This window comes from Dryocola clanedunensis subsp. sulfonylureivorans (genome assembly GCF_016756775.1).
GTDB classification, from domain to species: domain Bacteria; phylum Pseudomonadota; class Gammaproteobacteria; order Enterobacterales; family Enterobacteriaceae; genus Dryocola; species Dryocola clanedunensis.
Window position 1 is genome coordinate 18,120 of record NZ_JAERMU010000022.1, and the last position, 23,156, is coordinate 41,275.

The 23,156-nt window shown below is 54.1% G+C and carries 21 protein-coding genes, 1 pseudogene and 1 other annotated feature (1 of these 23 only partly in view); of the genes and pseudogenes, 9 read left to right on the plus strand and 13 right to left on the minus strand.

Translation table 11 applies throughout. From position 1 onward, the window contains the following. Positions 1–54 (minus strand) — a sequence feature (ROSE (Repression Of Heat Shock gene Expression) occurs in the 5'-region of heat shock genes and acts as an RNA thermometer to modulate expression.); it reaches 23 nt to the left of the window's first position. 249 nt (positions 55–303) lie between these two features. Next, positions 304–624, plus strand: coding sequence for a YceK/YidQ family lipoprotein (locus HYQ67_RS19175; RefSeq protein ID WP_202306457.1), 321 nt, complete (start codon positions 304–306; stop codon positions 622–624). Between the two features lie 3 nt (positions 625–627). Here the strand turns inward: HYQ67_RS19175 and HYQ67_RS19180 are convergent, their stop codons facing one another. From HYQ67_RS19180 to HYQ67_RS19210, 7 genes and pseudogenes are all read right to left on the minus strand, one after another. Then, positions 628–1,893 (minus strand): DUF3748 domain-containing protein, encoded by a 1,266-nt coding sequence (locus HYQ67_RS19180; protein ID WP_202306242.1) that lies wholly within the window; start codon positions 1,891–1,893, stop codon positions 628–630. A 182-nt stretch (positions 1,894–2,075) separates the two neighbouring features. Next, positions 2,076–3,412: pseudogene (locus HYQ67_RS19185) on the minus strand (MFS transporter). A gap of 68 nt (positions 3,413–3,480) precedes the next feature. Continuing rightward, positions 3,481–4,629 carry a galactonate dehydratase gene (dgoD, locus tag HYQ67_RS19190; protein WP_202306244.1) on the minus strand — a complete coding sequence of 383 codons (1,149 nt, stop codon included), beginning with the start codon at positions 4,627–4,629 and terminating at the stop codon, positions 3,481–3,483. Further along, the gene (locus tag HYQ67_RS19195) at positions 4,626–5,246 is read right to left on the minus strand and encodes a 2-dehydro-3-deoxy-6-phosphogalactonate aldolase (RefSeq protein ID WP_202306245.1); all 621 of its coding nucleotides are present in this window, start codon (positions 5,244–5,246) and stop codon (positions 4,626–4,628) included. Before HYQ67_RS19195 ends, dgoD begins: the two co-directional genes overlap by 4 nt. Continuing rightward, positions 5,230–6,114 carry a 2-dehydro-3-deoxygalactonokinase gene (locus tag HYQ67_RS19200; protein ID WP_202306246.1) on the minus strand — a complete coding sequence of 295 codons (885 nt, stop codon included), beginning with the start codon at positions 6,112–6,114 and terminating at the stop codon, positions 5,230–5,232. The genes HYQ67_RS19195 and HYQ67_RS19200 overlap by 17 nt, the downstream gene beginning before the upstream one ends. Beyond that, entirely contained in the window at positions 6,111–6,794 is a 684-nt protein-coding gene (gene dgoR / locus HYQ67_RS19205; protein ID WP_202306257.1) for a D-galactonate utilization transcriptional regulator DgoR, read from the minus strand. The genes HYQ67_RS19200 and dgoR overlap by 4 nt, the downstream gene beginning before the upstream one ends. Positions 6,795–7,128: 334 nt before the next feature. Next, positions 7,129–7,986, minus strand: coding sequence for an SIS domain-containing protein (locus HYQ67_RS19210; protein ID WP_431355454.1), 858 nt, complete (start codon positions 7,984–7,986; stop codon positions 7,129–7,131). 235 nt (positions 7,987–8,221) lie between these two features. Here HYQ67_RS19210 and HYQ67_RS19215 point away from each other — a divergent pair, with 235 nt between their 5' ends. The 4 genes from HYQ67_RS19215 to murP are packed head-to-tail and all read left to right on the plus strand — an operon-like array spanning position 8,222 to position 12,376. After that, positions 8,222–9,298 carry a porin gene (locus tag HYQ67_RS19215; protein WP_202306259.1) on the plus strand — a complete coding sequence of 359 codons (1,077 nt, stop codon included), beginning with the start codon at positions 8,222–8,224 and terminating at the stop codon, positions 9,296–9,298. A gap of 53 nt (positions 9,299–9,351) precedes the next feature. Next, positions 9,352–9,969: a DUF2057 family protein gene (locus tag HYQ67_RS19220; RefSeq protein ID WP_202306260.1), complete on the plus strand. Its 618-nt coding sequence runs from the start codon at positions 9,352–9,354 to the stop codon at positions 9,967–9,969. Positions 9,970–10,016: 47 nt separating this feature from the next. Next, on the plus strand, positions 10,017–10,925 hold the full coding sequence (gene murQ, locus HYQ67_RS19225; RefSeq protein ID WP_202306271.1) for an N-acetylmuramic acid 6-phosphate etherase: 909 nt from the start codon (positions 10,017–10,019) through the stop codon (positions 10,923–10,925). Between the two features lie 2 nt (positions 10,926–10,927). After that, positions 10,928–12,376 (plus strand): PTS N-acetylmuramic acid transporter subunit IIBC, encoded by a 1,449-nt coding sequence (murP, locus tag HYQ67_RS19230; protein WP_202306287.1) that lies wholly within the window; start codon positions 10,928–10,930, stop codon positions 12,374–12,376. A gap of 65 nt (positions 12,377–12,441) precedes the next feature. On the opposite strand, the gene yidA is transcribed toward murP, so the two are convergent. The 6 genes from yidA to dnaA form a co-directional block, all read right to left on the minus strand. After that, positions 12,442–13,254 carry a sugar-phosphatase gene (gene yidA, locus HYQ67_RS19235; RefSeq protein ID WP_202306290.1) on the minus strand — a complete coding sequence of 271 codons (813 nt, stop codon included), beginning with the start codon at positions 13,252–13,254 and terminating at the stop codon, positions 12,442–12,444. 289 nt (positions 13,255–13,543) lie between these two features. Further along, entirely contained in the window at positions 13,544–13,936 is a 393-nt protein-coding gene (locus HYQ67_RS19240; RefSeq protein WP_202306293.1) for a YidB family protein, read from the minus strand. 129 nt (positions 13,937–14,065) lie between these two features. Further along, entirely contained in the window at positions 14,066–16,480 is a 2,415-nt protein-coding gene (gyrB, locus tag HYQ67_RS19245; RefSeq protein WP_202306296.1) for a DNA topoisomerase (ATP-hydrolyzing) subunit B, read from the minus strand. A 28-nt stretch (positions 16,481–16,508) separates the two neighbouring features. Next, positions 16,509–17,582: a DNA replication/repair protein RecF gene (gene recF / locus HYQ67_RS19250; protein WP_202306299.1), complete on the minus strand. Its 1,074-nt coding sequence runs from the start codon at positions 17,580–17,582 to the stop codon at positions 16,509–16,511. Then, positions 17,583–18,683, minus strand: coding sequence for a DNA polymerase III subunit beta (gene dnaN / locus HYQ67_RS19255; RefSeq protein ID WP_202306301.1), 1,101 nt, complete (start codon positions 18,681–18,683; stop codon positions 17,583–17,585). It lies immediately after the preceding gene. A 4-nt stretch (positions 18,684–18,687) separates the two neighbouring features. Continuing rightward, a complete protein-coding gene (gene dnaA, locus HYQ67_RS19260) occupies positions 18,688–20,073 on the minus strand; it encodes a chromosomal replication initiator protein DnaA (protein ID WP_202306304.1) in 1,386 nt (461 codons plus the stop codon). Positions 20,074–20,699: 626 nt separating this feature from the next. On the opposite strand from dnaA, the gene rpmH reads away from it, so the two are divergent. Genes rpmH through yidC form a run of 4 tightly spaced genes read left to right on the plus strand, consistent with a single transcriptional unit; the run spans position 20,700 to position 23,090 of the window. Then, positions 20,700–20,840, plus strand: coding sequence for a 50S ribosomal protein L34 (gene rpmH / locus HYQ67_RS19265; protein WP_003849659.1), 141 nt, complete (start codon positions 20,700–20,702; stop codon positions 20,838–20,840). 17 nt (positions 20,841–20,857) lie between these two features. Next, complete coding sequence (gene rnpA / locus HYQ67_RS19270) at positions 20,858–21,217, plus strand: ribonuclease P protein component (protein WP_202306306.1); 360 nt, start codon at positions 20,858–20,860, stop codon at positions 21,215–21,217. Then, positions 21,181–21,438, plus strand: coding sequence for a membrane protein insertion efficiency factor YidD (yidD, locus tag HYQ67_RS19275; protein WP_202306309.1), 258 nt, complete (start codon positions 21,181–21,183; stop codon positions 21,436–21,438). The genes rnpA and yidD overlap by 37 nt, the downstream gene beginning before the upstream one ends. 2 nt (positions 21,439–21,440) lie before the next feature. Next, positions 21,441–23,090 carry a membrane protein insertase YidC gene (yidC, locus tag HYQ67_RS19280; RefSeq protein ID WP_202306312.1) on the plus strand — a complete coding sequence of 550 codons (1,650 nt, stop codon included), beginning with the start codon at positions 21,441–21,443 and terminating at the stop codon, positions 23,088–23,090. Positions 23,091–23,156: the final 66 nt, after the last annotated feature.

Here is a 23,156-nt window from a genome sequence, read left to right on the forward strand (position 1 = left end):
AATCAGCGAGGTTCAATAATGGCCTTCCATCTTGGACAGGCCAGGGAAACCAGAGCACCCTTCCGGCGTACTCTCATACGGTCACATTCTTAAAATGGATCCGTAATCGCGCTTTTCAAGGCGATTGAAGGAAATTTTTTGCGGCTTTGGTGGTCAATACATAGACTGTCTGAAGAAGTAAACCAGACTTATCTGCGACAGCCGCCACAGAGCGGTGATTTTTGAGATATTTATTCTCCACATGAGTGCTATAACCGCTGTGTGGCCTGACCAGAACCGGTCGTTGATATGAATGTAACAGTGATGATGAAAATCTACTTTCCAAAAATAGTGCTGAGCAGCGGGATATTCGTCATGTGCGGATGTTCAAGCGTGATGACCCACACTGGCGGCCAGGAAGGGTACTACCCGGGTACAAAAGCCAGCTACGAAATGCTGACGGACAGCGACACCAGTTGGGGATATAAGCCTTTTGTGGCGCTGGATATGCCTTTAACGGCAGTCATGGATACCGTGCTGCTGCCGTGGGACATGTTCCGCGACGATAAATCGCTAAAATCCAGAGTGGAGGCCAGCGAGAGTAAGAATCTGGCGACCAACTCGGTTATTCCACCAGCCCAGTAGTTATCACGCCGTTTGGGTCGCAAATAACTGGCGATACCCATCCACATCCTGCATCCACGCGATATATTTTCCATCTGGAGAGAAGACTATCGCATCGGCAGAGGGCGGTTGGCTCCCCGCAGTGGTAAGCGGCGTGATATCCCCGCTTTGCGCATCGCAAAGTACAACGCAATTCTCCACCACAAATCCCAGCGCTTTGCCCGAAGGATGCCAGTTAAACGCCGACTGGATGTCTGACGCGCCGTGCGTGAGCTGCCGCGGCTCCCCGCCCTGCGGTGAAATCAGCCACATCTGCACCACGCCACCGTCATCCTTCATCAGAAAGGCCAGCTGGCTGCCGTCCGGGCTGCTGCGCACCCAGTGGCGCGGCTGCTGTGCAAGGCCCGGGAAGCGGCGCTGATGGGTAAAGGTCAGCCGGCGCTGCTTAACGCTGACCGGAGGCGCCGGGAGGGTGGTTTCGGTGCCTTCAAGCGGCTCCGCGCCCGCCTGCCGCCACTCAGCTTCGCTCTCCGGCAAATCAACGATAAACAGCTCCGGCACTTTCTCGCCGCTCTCTGCCCGCGTATCGCCGATAAACGCCAGCGCCCAGCGCTGCTGGCTGCCGTCGGCCTTGCGGTAGCCCTTCTCTCCCAGCCAACCCTCTTCATACGCGCGGTTTATCTCGTCCGTACCCGGACGGGGCGTGGAAGTCGTCCGGCTAACCAGCACACAGTAATGGCTGCCGTCGTACTCACGAGGATGCTGCTTAACGGGTGTTACCGGGCCAAACGGCAGCGCGACACCAACGTTGCGTAAATCCTCAGCCGGGTCAAATTCGTGCATTACATGGTCGTTATAGGTGAAGCTCAGGCGAGAGCCGTCTGGACTCCAGACGTGAACGTGGCTGCCGCCGCGCAGCGCGCCGGGGGTGAACGGTGCGGTAATGTCCATCGCATCGAGGTTGGTTGCCACGTTGTTTTCCGCCACCACGCCGCGGCGATGATGGAAATCGTACTGCCAGCTGTCGTCCGGGTTTTCCGGGCCGTGAATAAAGACGTAGCGCTCGGGGAGCTGCGGGTTTACCGTCACGACGCCAACATGTGCACCGGCAGGAGCCTTGTAAACCACTTCAACGTCACCCGTCCCGACGTTTACGCGCTCAATAGTCTGGCTGGTAAAGGACGCGCCAGAGGGGCGAACATCGAAGGCAAGCCACTGGCTGTCCGGCGTCCAGACGTTAGTGTTGGTGAGCTGATGGTTACGCGGTGCGAAGGTGAGTTGTTTAGTCACGATATTACCCTGAAGCGATAGACGCCTCAGGGTAAAACAAAGGAGTGTTTTAGAACAAACTTTATAAGATGAATAAGTTAGCAGGCATCTTCAGAAAGATAACAAGGAAAATCAATTCATTGATTATCGGCAGCTTAATCACAAAGAAGGAAAAACCACGTTTTTCCTTCTTTGTTAGCACTTTAGCCTACCCTTTCTACTTTTCCGACCAGCAGAATGTAGGAGAGCGCACCAATCAGCGTGACGACCGAGATATAAACCAGAGCAGGCGCAAAGCCGTGCGACTGGGCAAGATAACCAATCACAAGCGGTACGGTAATACCGCCCAGGCCACCGATGAAGTTAAATACCCCGCCGGTCAGGCCAATCAGGCGCATCGGTGCCAGCGACGAGACAAGCGACCAGGTAATAGACGCAAAACCATTGCCGAAGAAGGCCACAGCCATCAGCGTCATTATCCATACCGGATCGTTAGTGTAGTTAGCGCCCATGATGCAGGTCGAGAGCAGCAGACCAATGATGATTGGCGTTTTACGTGCTATCCCCAGAGAGTAACCTTTACGCACCAGACGGTCAGCTACCCAGCCTGACAGCAGCACGCCAACGAACGCGGCCAGGAACGGCACGGTCGTCATAAAGCCAGCCTTCAGCGCGGTAATGCCTTTTTCCTGAGTCAGGTAGTTAGGGAACCAGGTCAGGAAGAACCAGAGCGTTGAAGCGACGGCAAACTGACCAATATAAACGCCAACCAGCTTGCGGTTGAACACCAGCTTCCAGTCTGCGGCGGTCATGGGGACGCGTGTTTTTTTCTCAGAGGGTGCATCACCATCCACCAGACCACCGCCTTCACGAATGTAGTCCAGCTCCGCCTGGTTAATGCCTTTGCTGGCACGAGGCGCCTGATACACTTTGATCCAGATGAACGACCAGACAATCCCGATAGCACCCGTAATAATAAACACCCAGTGCCAGCTAAGTATCTCCTGGATCCAGATAAGCAGCGGGGTCAGAAACGCCAGGCCTACAAACTGGCCTGATGTGTAGAAACCTACCGCTGAAGCACGTTCTCGCTCCGGGAACCAGCTCGTCACCATACGGTTATTGGTCGGGAAAGCAGGCGCTTCAAAGATACCTGTGATAGCACGCAGGCCAATCAAAGACATCAGCCCGGTCGCAAAGCCCTGGAAAAGCGTCGCCACAGACCAGCCAAAAATCGCAATGAAATAGGTCATCCGTGACCCAACTCGATCGAGGAACCAGCCGCCGGGGATCTGGCACAGCGTATACAGCCAGGCAAAGGCCGAAAAGATATAGCCCATCTCGGTTTTAGATATACCGAACTCTTCCTGAATATGGGCGGAAGCCACGGCCAGGTTGGCGCGGTCAACGTAGCAAATCACCACCGTAATAAAGATCATTACGAGCGTTAAATAACGACGGCGTGTAGGTTTTGCAGCAGTTACAGAAATATCCATAACATCTGTCTCCTGATTTTTGGCATGGCGATACCTGTCACCATGCCCTGTTTATTACAGAGGGTGTTTTATCTTTACTATTTTTTAGTGCAGCTTCAGTAGGGGTAGAGCATTACCATTCGGCAACGGCACCGTCGGGATAGCGCCACAATGGGTTACGCCAGTCGGTGGCCTCTTTGCTACGGGCGATGACCTGCTCTTCGTCGATTTCCACGCCAAGACCCGGCTTCATTAGCGGCATAAAGTGGCCGCCATCCATCTGAAAATCTTCTTTGTTTTTCACAAAGTCGAGTAGCTCTGCGCCTTTGTTGTAGTGAATACCCATGCTCTGCTCCTGGAACACGGCGTTCCGGGAAACAAAGTCGATATGCAGGCAGGCGGCGAGCGCAATGGGCCCCAGCGGGCAGTGCGGCGCCAGCGCGACGTCGTAAGCCTCTGCCATGGCAGCAATTTTGTAGCACTCGGTGATGCCACCAGCATGGGAAAGATCGGGTTGCAGAATCGCCAGGCCACCTGCTTCCAGCACGCGTTTAAACTCAAAGCGCGAGAACATACGTTCGCCCGCAGCGATTGGGATATGGGTCTGCGCCGCCAGGCGCGGATAGTATTCAGCCTGCTCCGCCAGCACCGGTTCTTCAATAAATAGCGGGCGATATTGCTCAAGCTCTTTGATCAGCACTTTCGCCATCGGCGCGCTGACGCGACCATGGAAATCCAGACCAAATTCAATTTCGTTACCGAAGGCCTCGCGAATTTGTGCCACGGTGTTGACGGCGGCATCAACATGACGAGAATTTTCAATAATCCCCATCTCTTCACAGCCGTTTAATTTAAAGGTATCAAAGCCAATTTTGCGCAGTGATTTAATCCCGTCGATGACTTCTGCCGGACGGTCGCCGCCAACCCAGCTATAAGCTTTGATTTTATCGCGAACCAGGCCGCCCATTAATTGCCAGACCGGGGCGTTTAATACTTTGCCTTTAATATCCCAGAGCGCCTGGTCGATACCGGCAATCGCGCTCATTAATATCGGGCCGCCGCGATAAAATCCGCCGCGGTACATCACCTGCCATAAATCATTGATGCGCGCCGGATCCTGGCCAATTAATAATTCGCCCAGTTCGTGTACCGCCGCTTCGACGCTTTTTGCACGCCCTTCTATCACCGGTTCGCCCCAGCCGACCACGCCCTCATCGGTTTCTATTTTCAGGAACATCCAGCGCGGAGGTAAGCGGTAAGTCGTGAGTCTGGTAATTTTCATGATTGCACTGCCTCTTGATACGCTTTAACAAATGCTTTTGCTTTTTCGACGGTCCGCTCAACGGGCTGCCCTGCACGATAAAGGTCGCTGCCAAGCCCGGCACCGGCACAGCCGGCTTTTAACCAGCTAGCCAGATTTTCTGGCGTAACGCCCCCCACGGCAAAAACGGGAACGTCTGGCGGCAGTACGGCTTTCAGCGCTTTGATGTAGTCCGGGCCAAATGAGGAAGAGGGGAAAATTTTCAGCGCCTGCGCACCTGCATCCAGCGCGTTGAAGGCCTCGGTTGCCGTCGCACAGCCCGCACAAACGGTCATCCCGCTCGCGACGGCACGGCGAATCACTTCGGGCTGGGTGTTCGGCGTCACGACCAGTTTGCTGCCCATGGCAGCAAGTTCATCGACCTGTTCAGATTTAAGCACCGTTCCGGCACCGATCAGCGCCTGCTGGCCAAAAGCCTCGACCATCGCCGGGATGCTTTTTTGCCATTGCGGTGAGTTAAGGGGGATCTCTATCGCGTCGAACCCCGCGTCCAGCAAGGCCGCAACGTGAGCGTGTGCTTCGTCCGGGGTGATGCCGCGCAAAATCGCGATCAGCGGAAGATTAGTTTGCCACTGCATTTGCAATACTCCTTATTCCTGCCTGGAATGCCTCGTCGCCGTCCAGTACCGAAGCCTGGAAGCCCAGCAGCGCAAGCGCGCTAACGTAGCGCTGGCTCAGGGACGGGTTAGCCACGAGGGTGACGGGATGCTGCTGGCTCAATGCGTAATGGCGGGTCATCGCCGCCGCTTCGTTGCCAATCAGCAACCCGGAAAGAAACTCGCTCACCTCATCGCGGGGTAAATTACCCAGCACGTGGGCGGCGCGGACTTCAAAAAGGCGGGGGAGTAAATCGCGGTCGTTTACGCCCCGCTCCAGCCCGGCCCTGAAGGCGCTGAGGCTTGCCTGTTGCTCCGGCAGGCCAGCGCCGACCAGAGAGTGATTAAGCAGGAGATGGTGCAGCTCGCCGGTCATCACGGTGCGGAAGTCCTGCACCGTGTGCTCATCGGCATGGACCCACTTGCAGTGGGTGCCCGGCATCACGTAAAGCGGAGCCTGGCTCAACGCTTTCGCACCCAGCAGCTGGGTCTCTTCGCCGCGCATGACGTTGCGGTTGTCTTCACGCTGCACGCTCATGCCGGGGATAATCCAGACGTTGTCCAGAACGGGCGTGAGCTGCTGGCTGAGGTCAGAAAACTGCGCCGGGCAGGGAAGATAAGGGGCTGTTTTCCAGCCTGCATTGCTGCCAACCATGCCCGCCATCAGCACCGGCGTATTGTCTTCACGCCAGCCGTGGGTAACTTCATCGAACACCGCCTGCGGGGATTTGCCGTTCAGCCGGGTTACCCCAGCCGCGGTTTGCCGACTGTCAACGCAGGTGCCGTCCTGATAGTACCAGGCGCGCAGGTTGGTCGAACCCCAGTCAATAGCGATGTAGCGAGATGTCATGTAATGTCCTTTAGTCGTTTCGTGGAGCTGGCGATCATGGTCATTGCCGCCCGCTCCGCAGCCTCGCTGTCCTGATGGCGTATCGCATCAAACAGCGCTTTGTGTTCCGCCAGCGTTTTCGGCATGTTGGCCTCATCACCCATCCAGGTCCGTTCAAAAACGGCACGCTGCAATGAGCTGATAGCAATGCTGAGCTGCTGTAAAACCGGGTTGTGAACCGATTCCAGCACCGCCTCGTGATAGCGGATATCCGCTTCGTTAAAGGCATCACGATCCTGATTGTGGGCAACCATGTCGTTGAGCGCCGCTTCAATCTTTGCCAGATCGCTTGAGGTTGCCCGTTCCGCCGCCCAGCGGGCGATGGCCGGCTCAACCAGGTGGCGTACTTCGCTCATCGCGCTAATCAGTCGCGGGTCATAGTCGTTTTCCAGTACCCACTGCAGCACCTCGGTATCAAGGTAGTTCCACTGGTTACGCGGTAAAACAAATCCGCCACGGTAACGCTTCATCTCGATGAGCCGTTTTGCCATCAGCGAGCGGTACACTTCGCGGATGATATTGCGCGAGGTTTCAAACTCTTCACACAAATCCGCTTCCGAAGGTAAGGCTGCGCCGGGCGTGTACTTGCCATCAACGATTTGCTTACCCAGCGTCACGATGATGCGGTCGGTCTTGGTCATGATTAGTCCTGTTACTGAAAAGGAAATAATCACTACTTTATCGTGAGCGACGAAAAAAGCCTCATGTTTGCCGTACAAAATCACGGTGATATTCTCTTCCGACGCCATCAATGTAGTACAAATATCATATGTTGTACTACAATTTGAATCACAAAACAGACAATCCATAACAGGGATTGGCGATAAAAAGAGAGAGACAGCAAAAGGGGCGTGAGAAATTGAAGGCGGCTACCGATGAGGAAAGGTTCGGGATAGCTGGAGGGAACGGGCAATCCTCCAGGTCATAAAACGTGACCAGCAGGAAAGAACCCGTAACTTCATGCAGGTAAGGGCGTCAGGATAATTTGTCTACGCTATCCCGGCTGCGACGGATCATTTTCATCCCTTCGCTTTCGTTAAGCTGGAGCAAGCCCATAAACAGCAGGTCGGTGACGCACAGTTGCGCGGTACGCGATGAGATGGACGAGCTGCGCCAACGCTGTTCATCAGAAACCGTGTCGAGCGTGTAGTCCGCAATTTTTCGCAAATCGCTGTCCTGCAATGACGTTATCGCCACCACCGCCGCCCCTTTCGCTTTCGCTATTTCGGCTGCCAGCAGGACTTCTTTTCGCTGACCAGAGAAGGAGATTGCCAGCATGACGTCCCGGCTGGAAAGCGTCTGGGCTATCGTTAGCTGTACATGGCTGTCGTATTCCGTAATGACATGAAAACCAATTTTCATCAGTTTCCAGGCCAGATCTTTCCCCACCAGCGAAGAGCCACCGATAGCAGAAATATGGATGCGGCTGGCCGACTGCAACAGCCCAATGACTTGCCCAAGCTGCTGGGCATCCAGGTTATCCGTGGTTCTTCTGAGCGCATTAAGCTTTTCATTTAACAGCTTATTCGCCACGTCAGTGAGCGGATCCTGACTGCTGATATCGTTATGCAAATGGGAGGATTGCTGTTTGCGCTCCGAAGCCTGCTGCCCCCACTCTTCAACCAGCGCCATTTTGAATTTTGTGAACCCCTGCAGGCCGAGCTTTTGCGCGAACTTGACGATGGCCGACTGGCTGATGCCAAGGGTTTGTGCCAGCTGCTGTGAAGAAAGCTCTTTAAGCGCGTCAGGGCTGCTGATCACGAAATCAGCGATCCTGCGCTCACCGGGGGTGTAGCGATCCAGGTTCTCAATCATTTTTTGACGGTAAAGCACCTGTGTTTCTCCACAAAAAAAGGTCTGAAGATCATTACCTTCTCCAACGGGAAAGGCAACAGAGCATTGCCTCAATAGCGCTTTTTGACCGGTAGATAACCTTACAAAAAACATGAACAATGTCACATTTACCAACAAAAGAATAAATTATTCCTTTAAATACCAAAAGTAATAATAGATTATTCCGCTCGGCGCCAGACCAACTAATAATTTATTCGCTAATGGAATGATGATAATGAAAACAAAGATTTGTGCCCTTTCTCTTATTGCCATGATGGCAAGTTTTTCTACGCAAGCCGCTGAAATTTATAAAGGGAAGGATGGTTCAAACCTCGATCTGTATGGTCGCCTGGGGTTTAACATCTCTGACAAAAAAACCGGTGATACTCAGGGCGATTTCGATGGTCGTTTCGGCATCAGCGGTCGTCAGGTCGTCAATGACACCGTTTCCGTGATTGGTCTGGCCCAGTACCAGGTTAACTCCGCAGAGTACGCCAACAACGTTGAAGGTGATAATGACAGCCTGACTGCTCGTTATGTGTGGGCGGGTCTGGATATGTCCGAATACGGTAAAATCACCGGCGGACGTGTTTCTTCCGGGTTGATTATGTTCACCGATATTGGCGATGTGTTCGCCAGCTCCGATGTTTCTACTGGTCGCCAGGCTCGTCGTATCGACCCGACCGCCGTACAGGTATTCCGTCAGGACGGTACCGTTCAGTACCAGAACACCTTTGGTAATCTTGATTTCTCCACCGCCTATATTATTGGCAACAATACCTCTGATCTGGATTATGGCTACAACTCAGCGATGCGCTACACGCTGGATATGGGGGATGCAGGTAAACTCGCTCCGGTTATTGCCTTCCAGAAAACTCGCGCTAATCAGAGCGCCAACAGTCGTACCGATGGGGCTGATACCTTTACCTATGGCGGTATTGGTACACGTTACTATCTCAACTCTTTAATGCTTGGCCTGCTTTATTCCCAGGATACGGTCACCTACTCCAATGGCTATGAAGACAGCAAGGACAAGAACTGGGAGTTCACCGCGGCTTATGACATCAACAGTGACTGGACGGTTCGCGCCGGCTACCGTCATCTCGATAACGACGGTGGCGATAAGCTGGAACTGCGTGACACCACCTTCGAAGCACAGTATCGCCTGACCCCGCGCAGCTCACTGTACGCCGCTTACATTTTACGTAATGGTCACAACGGTACCAACGTGATGAACGGCGATGTCGTTTCATTTGGCGGCAGCTCGGCATCAGAAAGCTTCTACCACACAGGTCTGCGTTACGAATTCTAACTAGCTATGACGTCGGAACAGATTCACTGTTCCGACTTTTAAAGGAGCATCCGATGTACAGAACATTATTCACTCTTCTACTGCTTGCGGTGTCAGGCATCAGCATGGCCGGGACGCTTAAAATCGGGGACAACGTAAATGTTCTGGCGGTGCGTGACGCCAAAATTGACCTGCTATCCAAATCGATAACTTTCGGTGCCGGTGAGCAGGCAATGATTGTGCGTTTCGATGCGCCGACCAACCCTGGATCTGCCAATGAAAGCCAGGGGCGTGTCACTTCGGATGCATGGTTACTGACGTTTACCCCGCCGCTGACCGGCAATTTTTCTCTTTCGACGGCAGATCCGAGAACAGAAACAGATGCGCGAAAAGCAGCACAGCACCCGCAGTTTGCCCTGCAAAATGCTGATGGCTCCTCCATTACGCTTAAGAAGCAGCACTTAGATCTGCCACAAAGCTCATTGCTGACCAACTACGAAGATTACTTACCCGCATCAGCACTCGCAGCTCAGACACCAGTCATTGCATCACAAGCACCTGCGGCGGCAAAACAGACCACAGCGGCTGATAAGACAACGCAGACAGGGTCTTTGAGCTCGGTACAAAGCGAATTTTTGAAATTAGATGCCTCACAACGTAAGGCCTTCCTGCGCTGGGCGCTTGAACTGTAATGACCATTTTGCCAACAGGCATGAACGAAACGAGAAGCGAGACACTGATGAAAATCGATTTATCTGCCCTGACCACTGAAGGTCGTAACGCGCAAAGCGAAAATATCGACACGTTATCGACCGAGAATATGCTGCGGGTGATTAACAGCGAAGATCAAAAAGTGGCCCTGGCCGTTGAAAAGATTATTCCGGCAATTGCCACGACCGTGGACGCGATTGTTGCTGCGTTTCAAAAAGGTGGCCGTTTGATTTATTGCGGCGCAGGCACCTCTGGCCGTCTCGGCATTCTGGATGCCAGCGAATGCCCCCCAACTTATGGCACGCCACGCGAACAGGTTATTGCGCTGATTGCGGGCGGGCATCAGGCCATTTTACAGGCGGTAGAAAACGCCGAAGACAGCCCAACCATGGGTGTAGATGATCTGAAGAACATTGATTTCAACGGCAATGATGTGCTGGTCGGTATTGCCGCCAGCGGCCGCACGCCGTACGTCGTCGCAGCGCTAAATTATGCTAAAGGCCTGGGCGCCACTACCGTTGCTCTGACCTGTAACGCCGGCAGCGAAATCACACAAATTGCTGATATTGCTCTTACCCCTGTCGTAGGTGCAGAAGTGGTAACCGGTTCTTCCCGCATGAAAGCTGGCACGGCGCAAAAACTGGTGCTGAACATGCTGACCACCGGGGCGATGATCCGCATCGGCAAAGTCTACGGCAACCTGATGGTTGACGTTGAGGCGACCAACCAGAAGCTGATTCAGCGCCAAATCAATATCGTGATGCAGGCCACCGAGTGTGACCATCAGACAGCATCACAGAGCCTCGAAGCCTGTGGCGGGCACTGCAAAACGGCCATTGTCATGGTGCTGGGCAAGCTGAACGCCGAAGCGGCTAAGCAGCTACTGAAAGATAACAACGGCTTTATTCGCAAGGCTTTAGCCAGCACGGAGAGATAGCAATGGCGAAAATTACGGAACAATTGATTGCCACGATCCTGGAACTGGTCGGCAATAAAAATAATATTCAGACCTGCGGGCACTGTATGACCCGCCTGCGCCTGGCGCTGCATAATGACCAGCTGATCGAACAAGATAAGCTCAAGGCGCTTGACGGCGTATTGGGCGTCATCAATAGCGACGATCAGCTGCAAATCATCCTCGGGCCGGGCAAGGCACAAACCGCTGCCGAAATGATGAATAGCATGCTGACCAATGGCGAAGCTGCCGCATCAGCCCCCAAAGATACAGATGTTGGTTCCGTTGCCAGTGACACAAAGCAGAAGATGAAAGCGAAGCAGACCAGCGTGGTGCATCAGTTCCTCGCTAAGTTTGCCACCATCTTCACGCCTCTGATCCCAGGGTTTATCGCCGCCGGGATGCTGCTGGGCTTTGCCACGCTGATTGAACAAAGCCTGCTGGCTAACGCCGCCGAGAAAAATGCCACTATCGTGCATATTGTCGGTTACATGAAGATTTTCGGTAAGGGGCTGTTCACCTTCCTGCCGGTGCTGATTGGCTATAACGCCCAGAAAGCGTTCGGCGGCTCCGGGGTTAACGGCGCAATTATCGCCTCGCTGTTCCTGCTGGGCTATGACCCTGCGGCGACCACGGGCTACTTCTCAGGCATTGATAACTTCTTCGGCATGGGCATCGACCCGCGCGGTAGCATTATCGGCGTACTGATTGCCTCTATCCTGGGCGCGTGGATTGAACGCCAAATCCGTAAGGTCGTCCCTGATAACCTGGACATGATTGTGACTTCCCTGCTGACGCTGCTGATCACCGGCGCGCTGACCTTTACGCTGATCATGCCTTTTGGCGGCGAGATGTTTAAAGGCATGTCCTGGCTGTTTATGCACCTTAACGGCAATCCGTTTGGCTGCGCCATCCTGGCTGGTCTGTTCCTGATTGCCGTCGTGTTTGGCGTCCACCAGGGCTTTATTCCGGTCTACTTCGCGCTGATGGATGCCCAGGGCTTTAACTCCCTGTTCCCGATTCTGGCAATGGCCGGTGGCGGACAAGTGGGTGCGGCGCTGGCGCTTTATTACCGTTCGGCTAAAGGTTCCCTGACCCGCAATCAGGTTAAGGGTGCGATTATCCCTGGTCTGTTAGGCGTGGGCGAGCCGCTGATTTATGCCGTTACACTGCCGCGAGTGAAACCCTTCGTCACGGCCTGTATTGGCGGTGCCTGCGGCGGGTTCTTCATTGGTCTGGTTGCGTGGCTGGGTCTGCCGATTGGTCTGAACACCGTGTTCGGCCCGTCAGGCCTGGTGTCCCTGCCGCTGATGACGTCAAGTCAGGGCATTTATGCAGGTATGGGCGTCTACGCCGCCGGCGTGCTGATTTCTTATATTTGCGGTTTTATCCTCACCTGGTTCTTTGGCCACAAAGATGTTGATCTGACTTAAGATCGAGGGCAAGCGGTGCCCCCTGAGACTACATTACCGCTTGCCTTTTTTTCTTTACGACAGAATCAGTTAAGAACAAATTTCTCTATCGCGTAGGCAACGCCATCTTCCAGATTGGATTTGGTGACAAAGTCGCTGACTTCTTTAACTTTATCGATAGCGTTTTCCATTGCCACGCCCATCCCTGCATATTCCAGCATCGCAATATCATTTTCCTGATCGCCCAGCGTCATGACTTCTTCGCGTTTGATGCCCAACGCTTCCGCCAGTGCCTTCACGCCGGTGCCTTTGTTTACGCGCTTATCGAGGATTTCCAGGAAGTATGGGGAGCTTTTCAGCAGCGTATAACGCTCTCTGACTTCATCCGGGATTTTGGCAATCGCTTTGTCCAGAATCACCGGATCGTCGATCATCATCACCTTCAGGAACTCGCCGTTTTTATCCATGTTTTCCGCTTCGCAGAACACCAGCGGGATGTTGGCGATAAAGGATTCATGCACGGTGTAGTAGCTGATGTCGCGGTTGGCGGTGTAGAGCGTGTGGCGATCCAGCGCGTGGAAGTGTGACCCTACATCGCGGGAGAGTTGTTCCAGGTAGCGATAGTCGTCGTAGTTCAGTGCGGTTTGCGCCACGGTGCTGCCGTCGTTTGCTTTCTGAACCAGCGCACCGTTGTAGGTGATGCAGTAGTCGTTTGGCTGATCCATGTGCAATTCGCGCAGGTAGTTTTCAACGCCCGCAAAAGGACGTCCGGTGCAGAGCACCACGTTTACGCCGCGCGCGCGGGCTTTGGCAATGGCGTCTTTTACCGCCGGGGAGATAGTGTGGTCAGGCAACAGCAGCGTGCCATCCATATCAATCGCGATCAGTTTTATTGGCATGGTTTTTCCTGAGGTAAGGAGTTTATTTCATGCTAACGCGATTCCGCAGACAAAAATAGAGCTACATTCCTCGCTGATGCTGCCCCTTTTGCCATGAAAAACGCCACCCTCGGGTGGCGTTCAGACGGATGATAAACCTAAAGCGAACGAGTTTCGCAAAGATCTCACCGAATAAATAATAAGGAAAATCAATTTATTGATTTTCGCCTGCTTGCCACGAAGAAGGAAAAACCGCGCTTTATCCTTCTTCGTCAGCAATCTAAACGCCACCCTCGGGTGGCGCTGTCATTCAGCGAAAGAACTTATCACGCAGAAGATGAAAGCCCTTGGTGAGGAGATCTTCATCGTCGTGCTTAACTTCGCCGCCGGGCGAAAGCGCATCGACGATTTTTGGGAACTGCTCGGACAGCAGCTGCGAAGCGCTGGTCACGTCAATCCCCAGTTTTTCAGCCAGTCCGCTGATAGCGGGCGTACCCAGCACTTCCTGAACCTGCTCCGGGCTGACGCTCTGATTGCGCGCGCCGCTCAGCCACGAGCTGACGACTTCGCCAAAGCCTTTTTGCCGGAACTGCTCCAGTATCGCCTGAATCCCACCCTGCTGATTTATCCACTCAAGGACGACTTTGAATTTTCCTGACTCGCCGCCCCCCATCATGCCGGTCACCTGATCGAATAGACCCATGGTCGTGTCCTCTTACGATTACGACGTTTGCTTTAAAAGTGTACGACACAGGGAGAATTTAGCGCGGATATTTAGGCAAGACGGGAAAGGAAAGTGCTGGCGGGCAGGCGCCCACCAGCAGGTTACTGCTTAGATATCGATGTTCGCCGCTTTCAGGGCGTTTTCTTCGATGAACGCACGACGTGGTTCAACCGCATCACCCATCAGGGTGGTGAACAGCTGATCCGCGGCAATCGCGTCTTTTACGGTCACGCGCAGCATGCGGCGGCTTTCCGGGTCCATGGTGGTTTCCCAAAGCTGATCCGGGTTCATTTCGCCCAGACCTTTGTAGCGCTGAATAGACAGCCCGCGACGGGACTCTTTCACCAGCCATTCCAGAGCCTGTTCGAAGCTGGCAATCGGCTGACGACGCTCACCACGCTCGATGAACGCGTCTTCTTCGATAAGGCCACGCAGCTTCTCGCCGAGCGTACACAGACGACGGTATTCACCACCGACCACGAATTCGTGCTCCAGCGGGTAGTCGGTATCGACGCCGTGGGTACGAACGCGGATAACCGGCTCGAAGATGCTCAGCTCACGGTTTTCACGCACGATCGCGTTCCAGGTGCTGCCGTGCTGCTCTTTTTCGTTCAGCGTTTCCACCAGCACGTTAACCCAGTCGACCACTTTGTCTTCGTCAGTCAGATCGGCTTCGGCAAGCGTTGGGTGATAAACCAGATTGTTCAGCAGGTTGCGCGGATAGCGGCGCTCCATGCGGCCAATCATTTTCTGGGTGGCGTTAAACTCGGAAACCAGTTTCTCCAGCGCTTCACCTGCCAGAGCCGGTGCGCTGGCGTTGGCGTGCAGGGTCGCGCCGTCCAGGGCGATAGAGATCTGGTACTGATCCATCGCCTCATCGTCTTTGATGTACTGCTCCTGCTTGCCTTTCTTCACTTTGTAAAGCGGCGGCTGGGCGATATAGACATGGCCACGCTCAACGATTTCAGGCATCTGACGATAGAAGAAGGTCAGCAGCAGGGTACGGATGTGTGAACCATCGACGTCCGCATCCGTCATGATGATGATGCTGTGATAGCGCAGCTTGTCCGGGTTGTATTCGTCACGGCCAATGCCGCAGCCCAGCGCGGTAATCAGCGTTGCCACTTCCTGAGAGGCCAGCATCTTGTCGAAGCGCGCCTTCTCAACGTTGAGGATTTTACCCTTCAGCGGCAGGATCGCCTGGTTCTTACGGTTACGCCCCTGTTTTGCAGAGCCGCCCGCAGAGTCCCCTTCCACCAGGTACAGTTCGGAGTGGGCCGGGTCGCGTTCCTGACAGTCCGCCAGTTTGCCCGGCAGGCCTGCCAGGTCCAGCGCGCCTTTACGACGGGTCATCTCACGTGCGCGACGAGCTGCTTCACGGGCGCGAGCCGCATCGATAATTTTGCCAACAACGATTTTCGCGTCCGACGGGTTTTCCAGCAGGTATTCAGCCAGCAGTTCGTTCATCTGCTGCTCAACTGCGGATTTCACCTCGGAGGAAACCAGTTTGTCTTTGGTCTGCGAGGAGAATTTAGGATCCGGCACTTTTACAGAAACGACGGCAATCAGGCCTTCTCGGGCATCGTCACCGGTGGCGCTGACCTTCGCTTTCTTGCTGTAGCCTTCTTTATCCATGTACGCGTTCAGAGTACGCGTCATCGCCGCACGGAAACCTGCAAGGTGGGTACCACCGTCGCGCTGCGGGATGTTGTTGGTGAAGCAGTAGATGTTTTCCTGGAAACCGTCGTTCCACTGCAGCGCCACTTCCACGCCGATGCCGTCTTTTTCAGTGCTGAAATAGAAGACGGTCGGGTGAATTGGCGTTTTGTTCTTGTTGAGATACTCAACAAACGCGCGGATACCGCCTTCGTAATGGAAGTGGTCTTCACGGCCATCGCGCTTGTCGATCAGGCGAATAGACACGCCGGAGTTCAGGAACGACAGCTCGCGCAGGCGTTTAGCCAGAATGTCGTATTCAAACTCAATGACGTTGGTGAAGGTTTCGTGGCTCGGCCAGAAACGTACCTGAGTACCGGTTACGTCCGTGTCACCAGTGACGGCTAACGGTGCCTGAGGCACGCCGTGCACGTAGGTTTGCTGATGCGTTTTGCCTTCACGGCGAATCAGCAGTTCCAGCTTCTGGGACAGGGCGTTAACAACCGAGACGCCCACACCGTGCAGACCACCGGAGACTTTATAGGAGTTGTCATCGAATTTGCCGCCTGCGTGCAGGACGGTCATGATAACTTCCGCGGCGGACACGCCTTCTTCCGGGTGAATGCCCGTTGGAATGCCACGGCCATCATCCGTTACGGAGACGGAGTTATCGGCATGGATGGTGACAACGATGTCTTTACAGTGACCGGCGAGTGCTTCGTCGATTGCGTTATCCACGACCTCAAATACCATGTGGTGCAGACCGGTGCCGTCATCCGTATCGCCGATATACATGCCCGGGCGTTTACGTACCGCATCCAGCCCCTTAAGGACTTTGATACTGGAGGAGTCATAAGAATTCGACATCAACGTTTCTCGCTCAATTATTCTTGGGTTAATCCGCTATTTTACCCTGATCCACGGCGAACATCTTTGAATTTTTGTCCGTCATATCCATCACATGTTCTGCGCTTATCGCGCTGACAAAAACCTGTGATTCCGTTGCCTTTAACCGGCTGGCTAATAGACCACGACGTGCATCATCTAGTTCAGAGGCAAAATCATCAATCAGATACAGGCATCGTTGCCCGTTCTGCCGGGTGAGAAACTCACCCTGCGCCAGTCTCAGGGCGCACATCAGTAACTTAAGCTGACCGCGAGACAGGGTGTCCTCGACGGGCGCGCCATCGGCGCGAATCCGAAAATCAGCTTTGTGAGGGCCATGAGCGGTATAGGTCAGCATGCGATCGCGTTCGAAGCTGCGTTCCAGTACTTCACCGTAATCACTCTCTTTTTCCCAGCCGCGCTGGAAGGAGAAGTTCAGTGAAAACTCCGGCAAAAATTGCGCGCAGGTATCGGCCATATCTTCCGCGATGGCGGCGCTGTATTCGGCGCGCCAGCGGCTGATCTGCTCGGCCAGCGGGATAAGTTCCATGTCCCACGGACGCAGCTGCGCATAGCGTGTCACCTGGCGCAGCGCGGCGTTGCGCTGCTTGAGCAGACGTTTAAGGTTGCTCCAGGCGACAAAAAAACCGGGTTCGTTATGGAAACATCCCCAGTCGAGGAAGGCTCTACGGTATTTGGGGCCGCCGTTGAGTAAAGTAAACCCTTCGGGGGTGATGAGCTGCATCGGCATTAACAGCGCCAGCTCCGCCACTTTGTGACCGTCGCTGCCGTCAATGCGCACTTTGCTGTCGCCCGCCCGGTCCTTCGTCAGGCCGACGGAGGTTTCCCTTTCGCCGTCCTGCAACCTTCCGTGTAATACAAAAGCATCCTGTTCGTGGCGAATCACCCGCCCGGTTTGCAGACTGCGAAATGCGCGGCCGTGCCCAAGGGTATAAATCGCCTCAAGCACGCTGGTTTTACCGCTGCCGTTGGCACCAACCAGAAAGTTGAAGCCGGGGCCTAAAGCCAGATCCGCGTTTTCTATGTTGCGAAAATCTTTTATTAACAGCCTGGTGAGGGACATCTACAGTCTCATCGGCATCACAACATAGGCCGCCGCTTGTGAAGCAGCATCTTCAATCTGCACGCTGGAAACGGAGTCGGTCAGCAAAATGCGTACGTTTTCGCATTTCAGCGCGTTCAGCACGTCCAGTACGTAGCTGACGTTAAAACCAATTTCCAGATCGGTACCGTCGTAGGAGACATCCAGAATTTCTTCTGCTTCTTCCTGCTCCGGGTTGTTGGCGGTGATTTTGATCTGGTTCTGGCTGACATACAGGCGCACGCCGCGGAATTTCTCGTTAGAGAGAATCGCCGCGCGGGCAAAGGCCTGCTTCAGCAGGTCGCAACCTGCGTCCAGATGTTTATCCGGGTTCTTCGGCAATACGCGGCGATAATCCGGGAAACGGCCATCAACCAGCTTCGAAGTGAAGATAAAATCGCCGACGTGGGCGCGAATGTTATTGCTACCAATCTGCACGCGAAGCGGCGTGTCGCCACCGTCGAGCATACGCATCAGTTCAATCACACCTTTACGAGGCACGATCACCGAATGATTAGGCAAAGACTGGCCAATAGGCATGGAGCACACCGCCAGACGGTGTCCATCGGTGGCAACCGTACGCAGCTCTTCCCCTTCGGTTTCAAACAGCATGCCGTTGAGGTAGTAGCGGACGTCCTGATGGGCCATAGAAAACTGCGTGGCTTCAATCAGGCGCTTCATGGTCGCCTGTGGGAGCGTGAATTCCACTTCGCTCTGCCAGTCGTCCAGGTTCGGGAAATCTGCCGCCGGCAGGGTGGACAGCGAGAAGCGGCTGCGCCCGGAGCGAACCAGCATGCGGTCCCCTTCAAGCTGCACGGCTATCTCTGCGCCTTCCGGCAGGCCCCGGCAAATGTCAAAGAATTTGCGGGCCGGAACAGTTGTCGCACCGGGTTCATGAGGCTGAACCAGCGCCACGCGCGCGACCATCTCCATCTCCAGATCGGTTCCGGTTAAAGAGAGCGCGCCTTCCGCGACTTGCAACAGCAGGTTGCCGAGAATCGGTAACGTTGGACGGCCACCAAGCGGGCCACTCACCTGTTGCAGCGGTTTTAATAAAGTTTCACGTTCAACGGTAAATTTCATAGCGTCACGAAGATAATGTTCTGATTAGGTTAGAGAAATCTTCTTTGATGTCGTGGCTTTCTTCACGCAGCTGTTCAATCTTACGGCAGGCGTGCAGCACGGTAGTATGGTCGCGACCGCCAAAAGCATCACCGATTTCCGGCAGGCTGTGGTTCGTCAGCTCTTTCGCCAGCGCCATCGCCATCTGGCGCGGGCGGGCAACGGAGCGGGAACGACGTTTGGACAACAGGTCAGCAATCTTAATTTTATAGTACTCGGCCACCGTTTTCTGGATATTGTCGATGGTGACGAGTTTTTCCTGCAGCGCCAGCAGATCGCGCAGCGCTTCACGCACGAAATCGATAGTAATGGCACGGCCGGTAAAGTTGGCGTTGGCAATGACGCGGTTCAGCGCCCCTTCCAGCTCGCGCACGTTTGAACGCAGACGTTTGGCAATAAAGAAGGCGACTTCACCCGGCAGGCGTATGTCGTTCTCGTCCGCTTTTTTCATCAGGATCGCTACGCGAGTTTCTAACTCAGGCGGTTCGATCGCCACGGTCAGACCCCAGCCGAAGCGGGATTTGAGACGATCCTCTACGCCGTTGATCTCTTTTGGATAGCGATCCGAAGTCAGGATGATCTGTTGATTGCCTTCGAGCAGCGCGTTGAACGTATGGAAGAACTCTTCCTGCGAGCGCTCTTTATTGGCAAAGAATTGAATGTCATCGATAAGCAGCGCGTCAACGGAGCGGTAGTAGCGTTTAAACTCTTCAATCGCATTGTTTTGCAGGGCTTTTACCATGTCCTGAACAAAGCGCTCGGAGTGCATATACACTACTTTAGCGTTTGGCTTACGGGCGATGATGCCGTTACCCACCGCGTGCAGCAGGTGCGTTTTACCTAAGCCCGTTCCGCCATAGAGGAAGAGAGGGTTATAGGCGCCACCTGGGTTATCGGCGACCTGGCGTGCCGCTGCACGGGCCAGCTGGTTCGATTTACCTTCTACGAAGTTATCGAAAGTGTGTTTAACGTTGACGTTCGAGCGGTAAGACTGTTCGGCGGGCGCAGGGAGATTATCCCAGCTTGGGCGCATAGGCGCGGCGGCACGAGCAGCCTGAGCCGGAGCGGCTGTCGCCACAGCTTGTTGATTCAGGTTCTGGCTAATGGGTTTGCTGCCCACTTCGAAGCGCAGCAGTGGCGCATCGTTGCCGCAGAAATCATTCAACAGTCCATTGATATTATTCAGGTATTTATCCCTTACCCAATCAAGCACGAAACGGTTTGGCGCATAAAGGGCCAGCGTGTTATCGCTCAGTTCCGCCTGTAGGGGGCGTATCCACATACTGAATTCTGTGGCTGGTAACTCATCCTGCAATCGGGCAAGACACTGCTGCCAAAGCGAAAGTGACACGGCGGACTCCACTCGAACAAAGTCGATAAAAAGACGAAGACTGAAAGTTTTACATTCATGATTGTTGACGCACGCCGACTCTCCCCAATGGGATCCCGGTACGGGAAGCGTGCGAACCGCTATCTGCGGTTTACCCTGATGTGGTCGATCTCTGGATCACGATCGGGACCGCGGATCATAGCCTAAAGTGCGTCAGAGATCTTCTGTTTCTCACAGTTTCTTCCCGATTTATCCACAGGGTAGTTTTAAGCCGCTTAAGTGTAATCGATCCTGGCCCGCCTGCTGCGATTTACGCTCTCATATTGGAAAATTTAATGACGAATGCACAAAATTGACTGAAGAGATCTAACGAAGATCCCCTGGGATCCTTGCGCTTTAATGGGGAGGCCGTATAATTCCCCACCCGTCGCATTTCGTCACTGTGTTTGTCTTACAGATCCTGGTCGTTTTTAGGGTCGGAAGAGGGAGTCAGGCGCGGGAATTAAGGAAAGAGAATTGACTCCGGAGTGTACAATTATTACAATCCGGCCTCTTTAATCAGCCACACTGAGGCGTAAGTCACTGCAGTTATTGCGGGGCATTATGCTAACCCAGTGAAATTTATCCAAGTTTAGGTAGAAATCGCCATGAAACGCACTTTTCAACCGTCCGTACTGAAGCGCAACCGTTCACACGGCTTCCGTGCTCGTATGGCTACTAAAAATGGTCGTCAGGTTCTGGCACGTCGTCGTGCTAAAGGCCGTTCTCGTCTGACCGTTTCTAAGTAATAAAAGCTAACCCCTGAGTGGTTAAGCTAGCTTTTCCCAGGGAGTTACGCTTGTTAACTCCCAATCATTTCACGTTCGTCTTCCAGCAGCCGCAAAGAGCGGGCACGCCGCAAATCACCATCCTCGGCCGCCTGAATTCGCTGGGGCATCCCCGCATCGGTCTTACAGTCGCTAAAAAAAATGTCAAACGCGCGCATGAACGCAATCGGATTAAACGTCTGACGCGGGAAAGCTTTCGTTTGCGTCAGCACGAATTGCCAGCAATGGACTTCGTGGTAGTGGCTAAGAAAGGTGTGGGTGACCTGGATAACCGGGCTTTATCGGAAGCATTGGAAAAGTTATGGCGCCGTCACTGTCGCCAGTCTCAAGGCTCCTGATAACCCTGATTCGGGGTTATCAGCGCTTCATCAGCCCGCTCCTTGGGCCGCATTGCCGTTTCAATCCCACCTGTTCTCACTACGGAATTGAGGCATTGCGCAGGTTTGGGGTGCTAAAAGGCAGTTGGTTGACAGTGAAACGCGTATTAAAATGCCACCCTTTAAACCCCGGTGGAGACGATCCCGTCCCACCTGGACCAATTGATACCAGAGAACACTAACGATGGATTCGCAACGCAATCTCTTTCTCATCGCTTTGTTGTTCGTGTCTTTCATGATCTGGCAAGCCTGGGAGCAGGACCACGCTCCTCAACCTCAGGCACAACAGACCACGCAGACTACGACCACCGCAACGGGTAGTGCCGCCGCAAGCCAGGGTGTGCCGGCCAGTGGCCAGGGAAAAATCATCACCGTTAAGACTGATGTCCTGGAACTCTCCATCAACACCCGCGGTGGTGATGTTGAACAGGCACAGCTGTTAACTTACCCGAAAGAGCTCAAATCTACCGAGCCGTTCCAGCTGCTGGAAACCACGCCAGAGTTCATCTATCAGGCACAGAGCGGTCTGACTGGTCGTGATGGTCCGGATAACCCGGCTAACGGTGCTCGTCCGCTGTATAACACGGATAAAGACACCTTCGTGATGGCTGATGGCCAGAATGAACTGGTTATCCCGATGACCTGGACCGACGCAGCTGGCAACGTCTTCACCAAGTCCTTCACCCTTAAGCGCGGCGAGTTTGCGGTTGGTGTGAACTATAACGTGAAAAACGCCGGTGAGAAGCCGCTTGAGATTGCGACCTTCGGTCAGCTGAAGCAGTCCATCAATCTGCCGTCCCATCGCGATACCGGTAGCAGCAACTTTGCGCTGCATACCTTCCGCGGTGCTGCGTACTCCACCCCAGACGAGAAATACGAAAAGTATAAATTCGATAAAATCTCTGACGGTGAGAACCTGAACGTCAACGCCAGCAACGGCTGGGTGGCGATGCTGCAACAGTATTTTGCAACCGCATGGGTTCCGGGTAATCAGGGTACCAACAACTTCTATACCACCAAACTGAACAACGACGTGGCGGCGATTGGTTACAAATCCGCACCGCAGCTGGTTCAGCCAGGCACAACCGCACAGCTGGGTAGCACGCTGTGGGTCGGCCCGGAAATTCAGGACAAGATGGCTGCGGTTGCGCCTCACCTTGACCTGACGGTGGATTACGGCTGGCTGTGGTTCATCTCTCAGCCGCTGTTCAAACTGCTGAAGTTTATCCACAGCTTTATCGGTAACTGGGGCTTCTCCATTATCGTTATCACCTTTATCGTTCGTGGCATCATGTACCCGCTGACCAAAGCGCAGTACACCTCCATGGCGAAAATGCGCATGCTGCAGCCGAAGCTGGCCGCCATGCGTGAGCGTATTGGTGACGATAAGCAGCGCCAGAGTCAGGAAATGATGGCGCTGTACAAGGCAGAGAAGGTCAACCCGCTGGGTGGCTGTCTGCCGCTGGTTATCCAGATGCCAATCTTCCTGGCGTTGTACTACATGCTGATGGGCTCCGTTGAGCTGCGCCACGCGCCGTTTGCTCTGTGGATTCATGACCTGTCGGCGCAGGACCCGTACTACATCCTGCCGATCCTGATGGGCCTGACGATGTTCTTCATTCAGAAGATGTCGCCAACTACAGTGACCGACCCGATGCAGCAGAAGATCATGACCTTTATGCCGGTCATCTTCACGGTGTTCTTCCTGTGGTTCCCGTCCGGCCTGGTGCTGTACTATATCGTGAGTAACACGGTGACCATCATTCAGCAGCAGCTGATCTATCGCGGTCTGGAAAAACGTGGCTTACACAGCCGCGACAAGAAAAAGACCTGATAGCATTTAAGCTCAAGCACACGGAAGGCGGTCAATTGACCGCCTTTTTTATTTGCTACCTAAAGA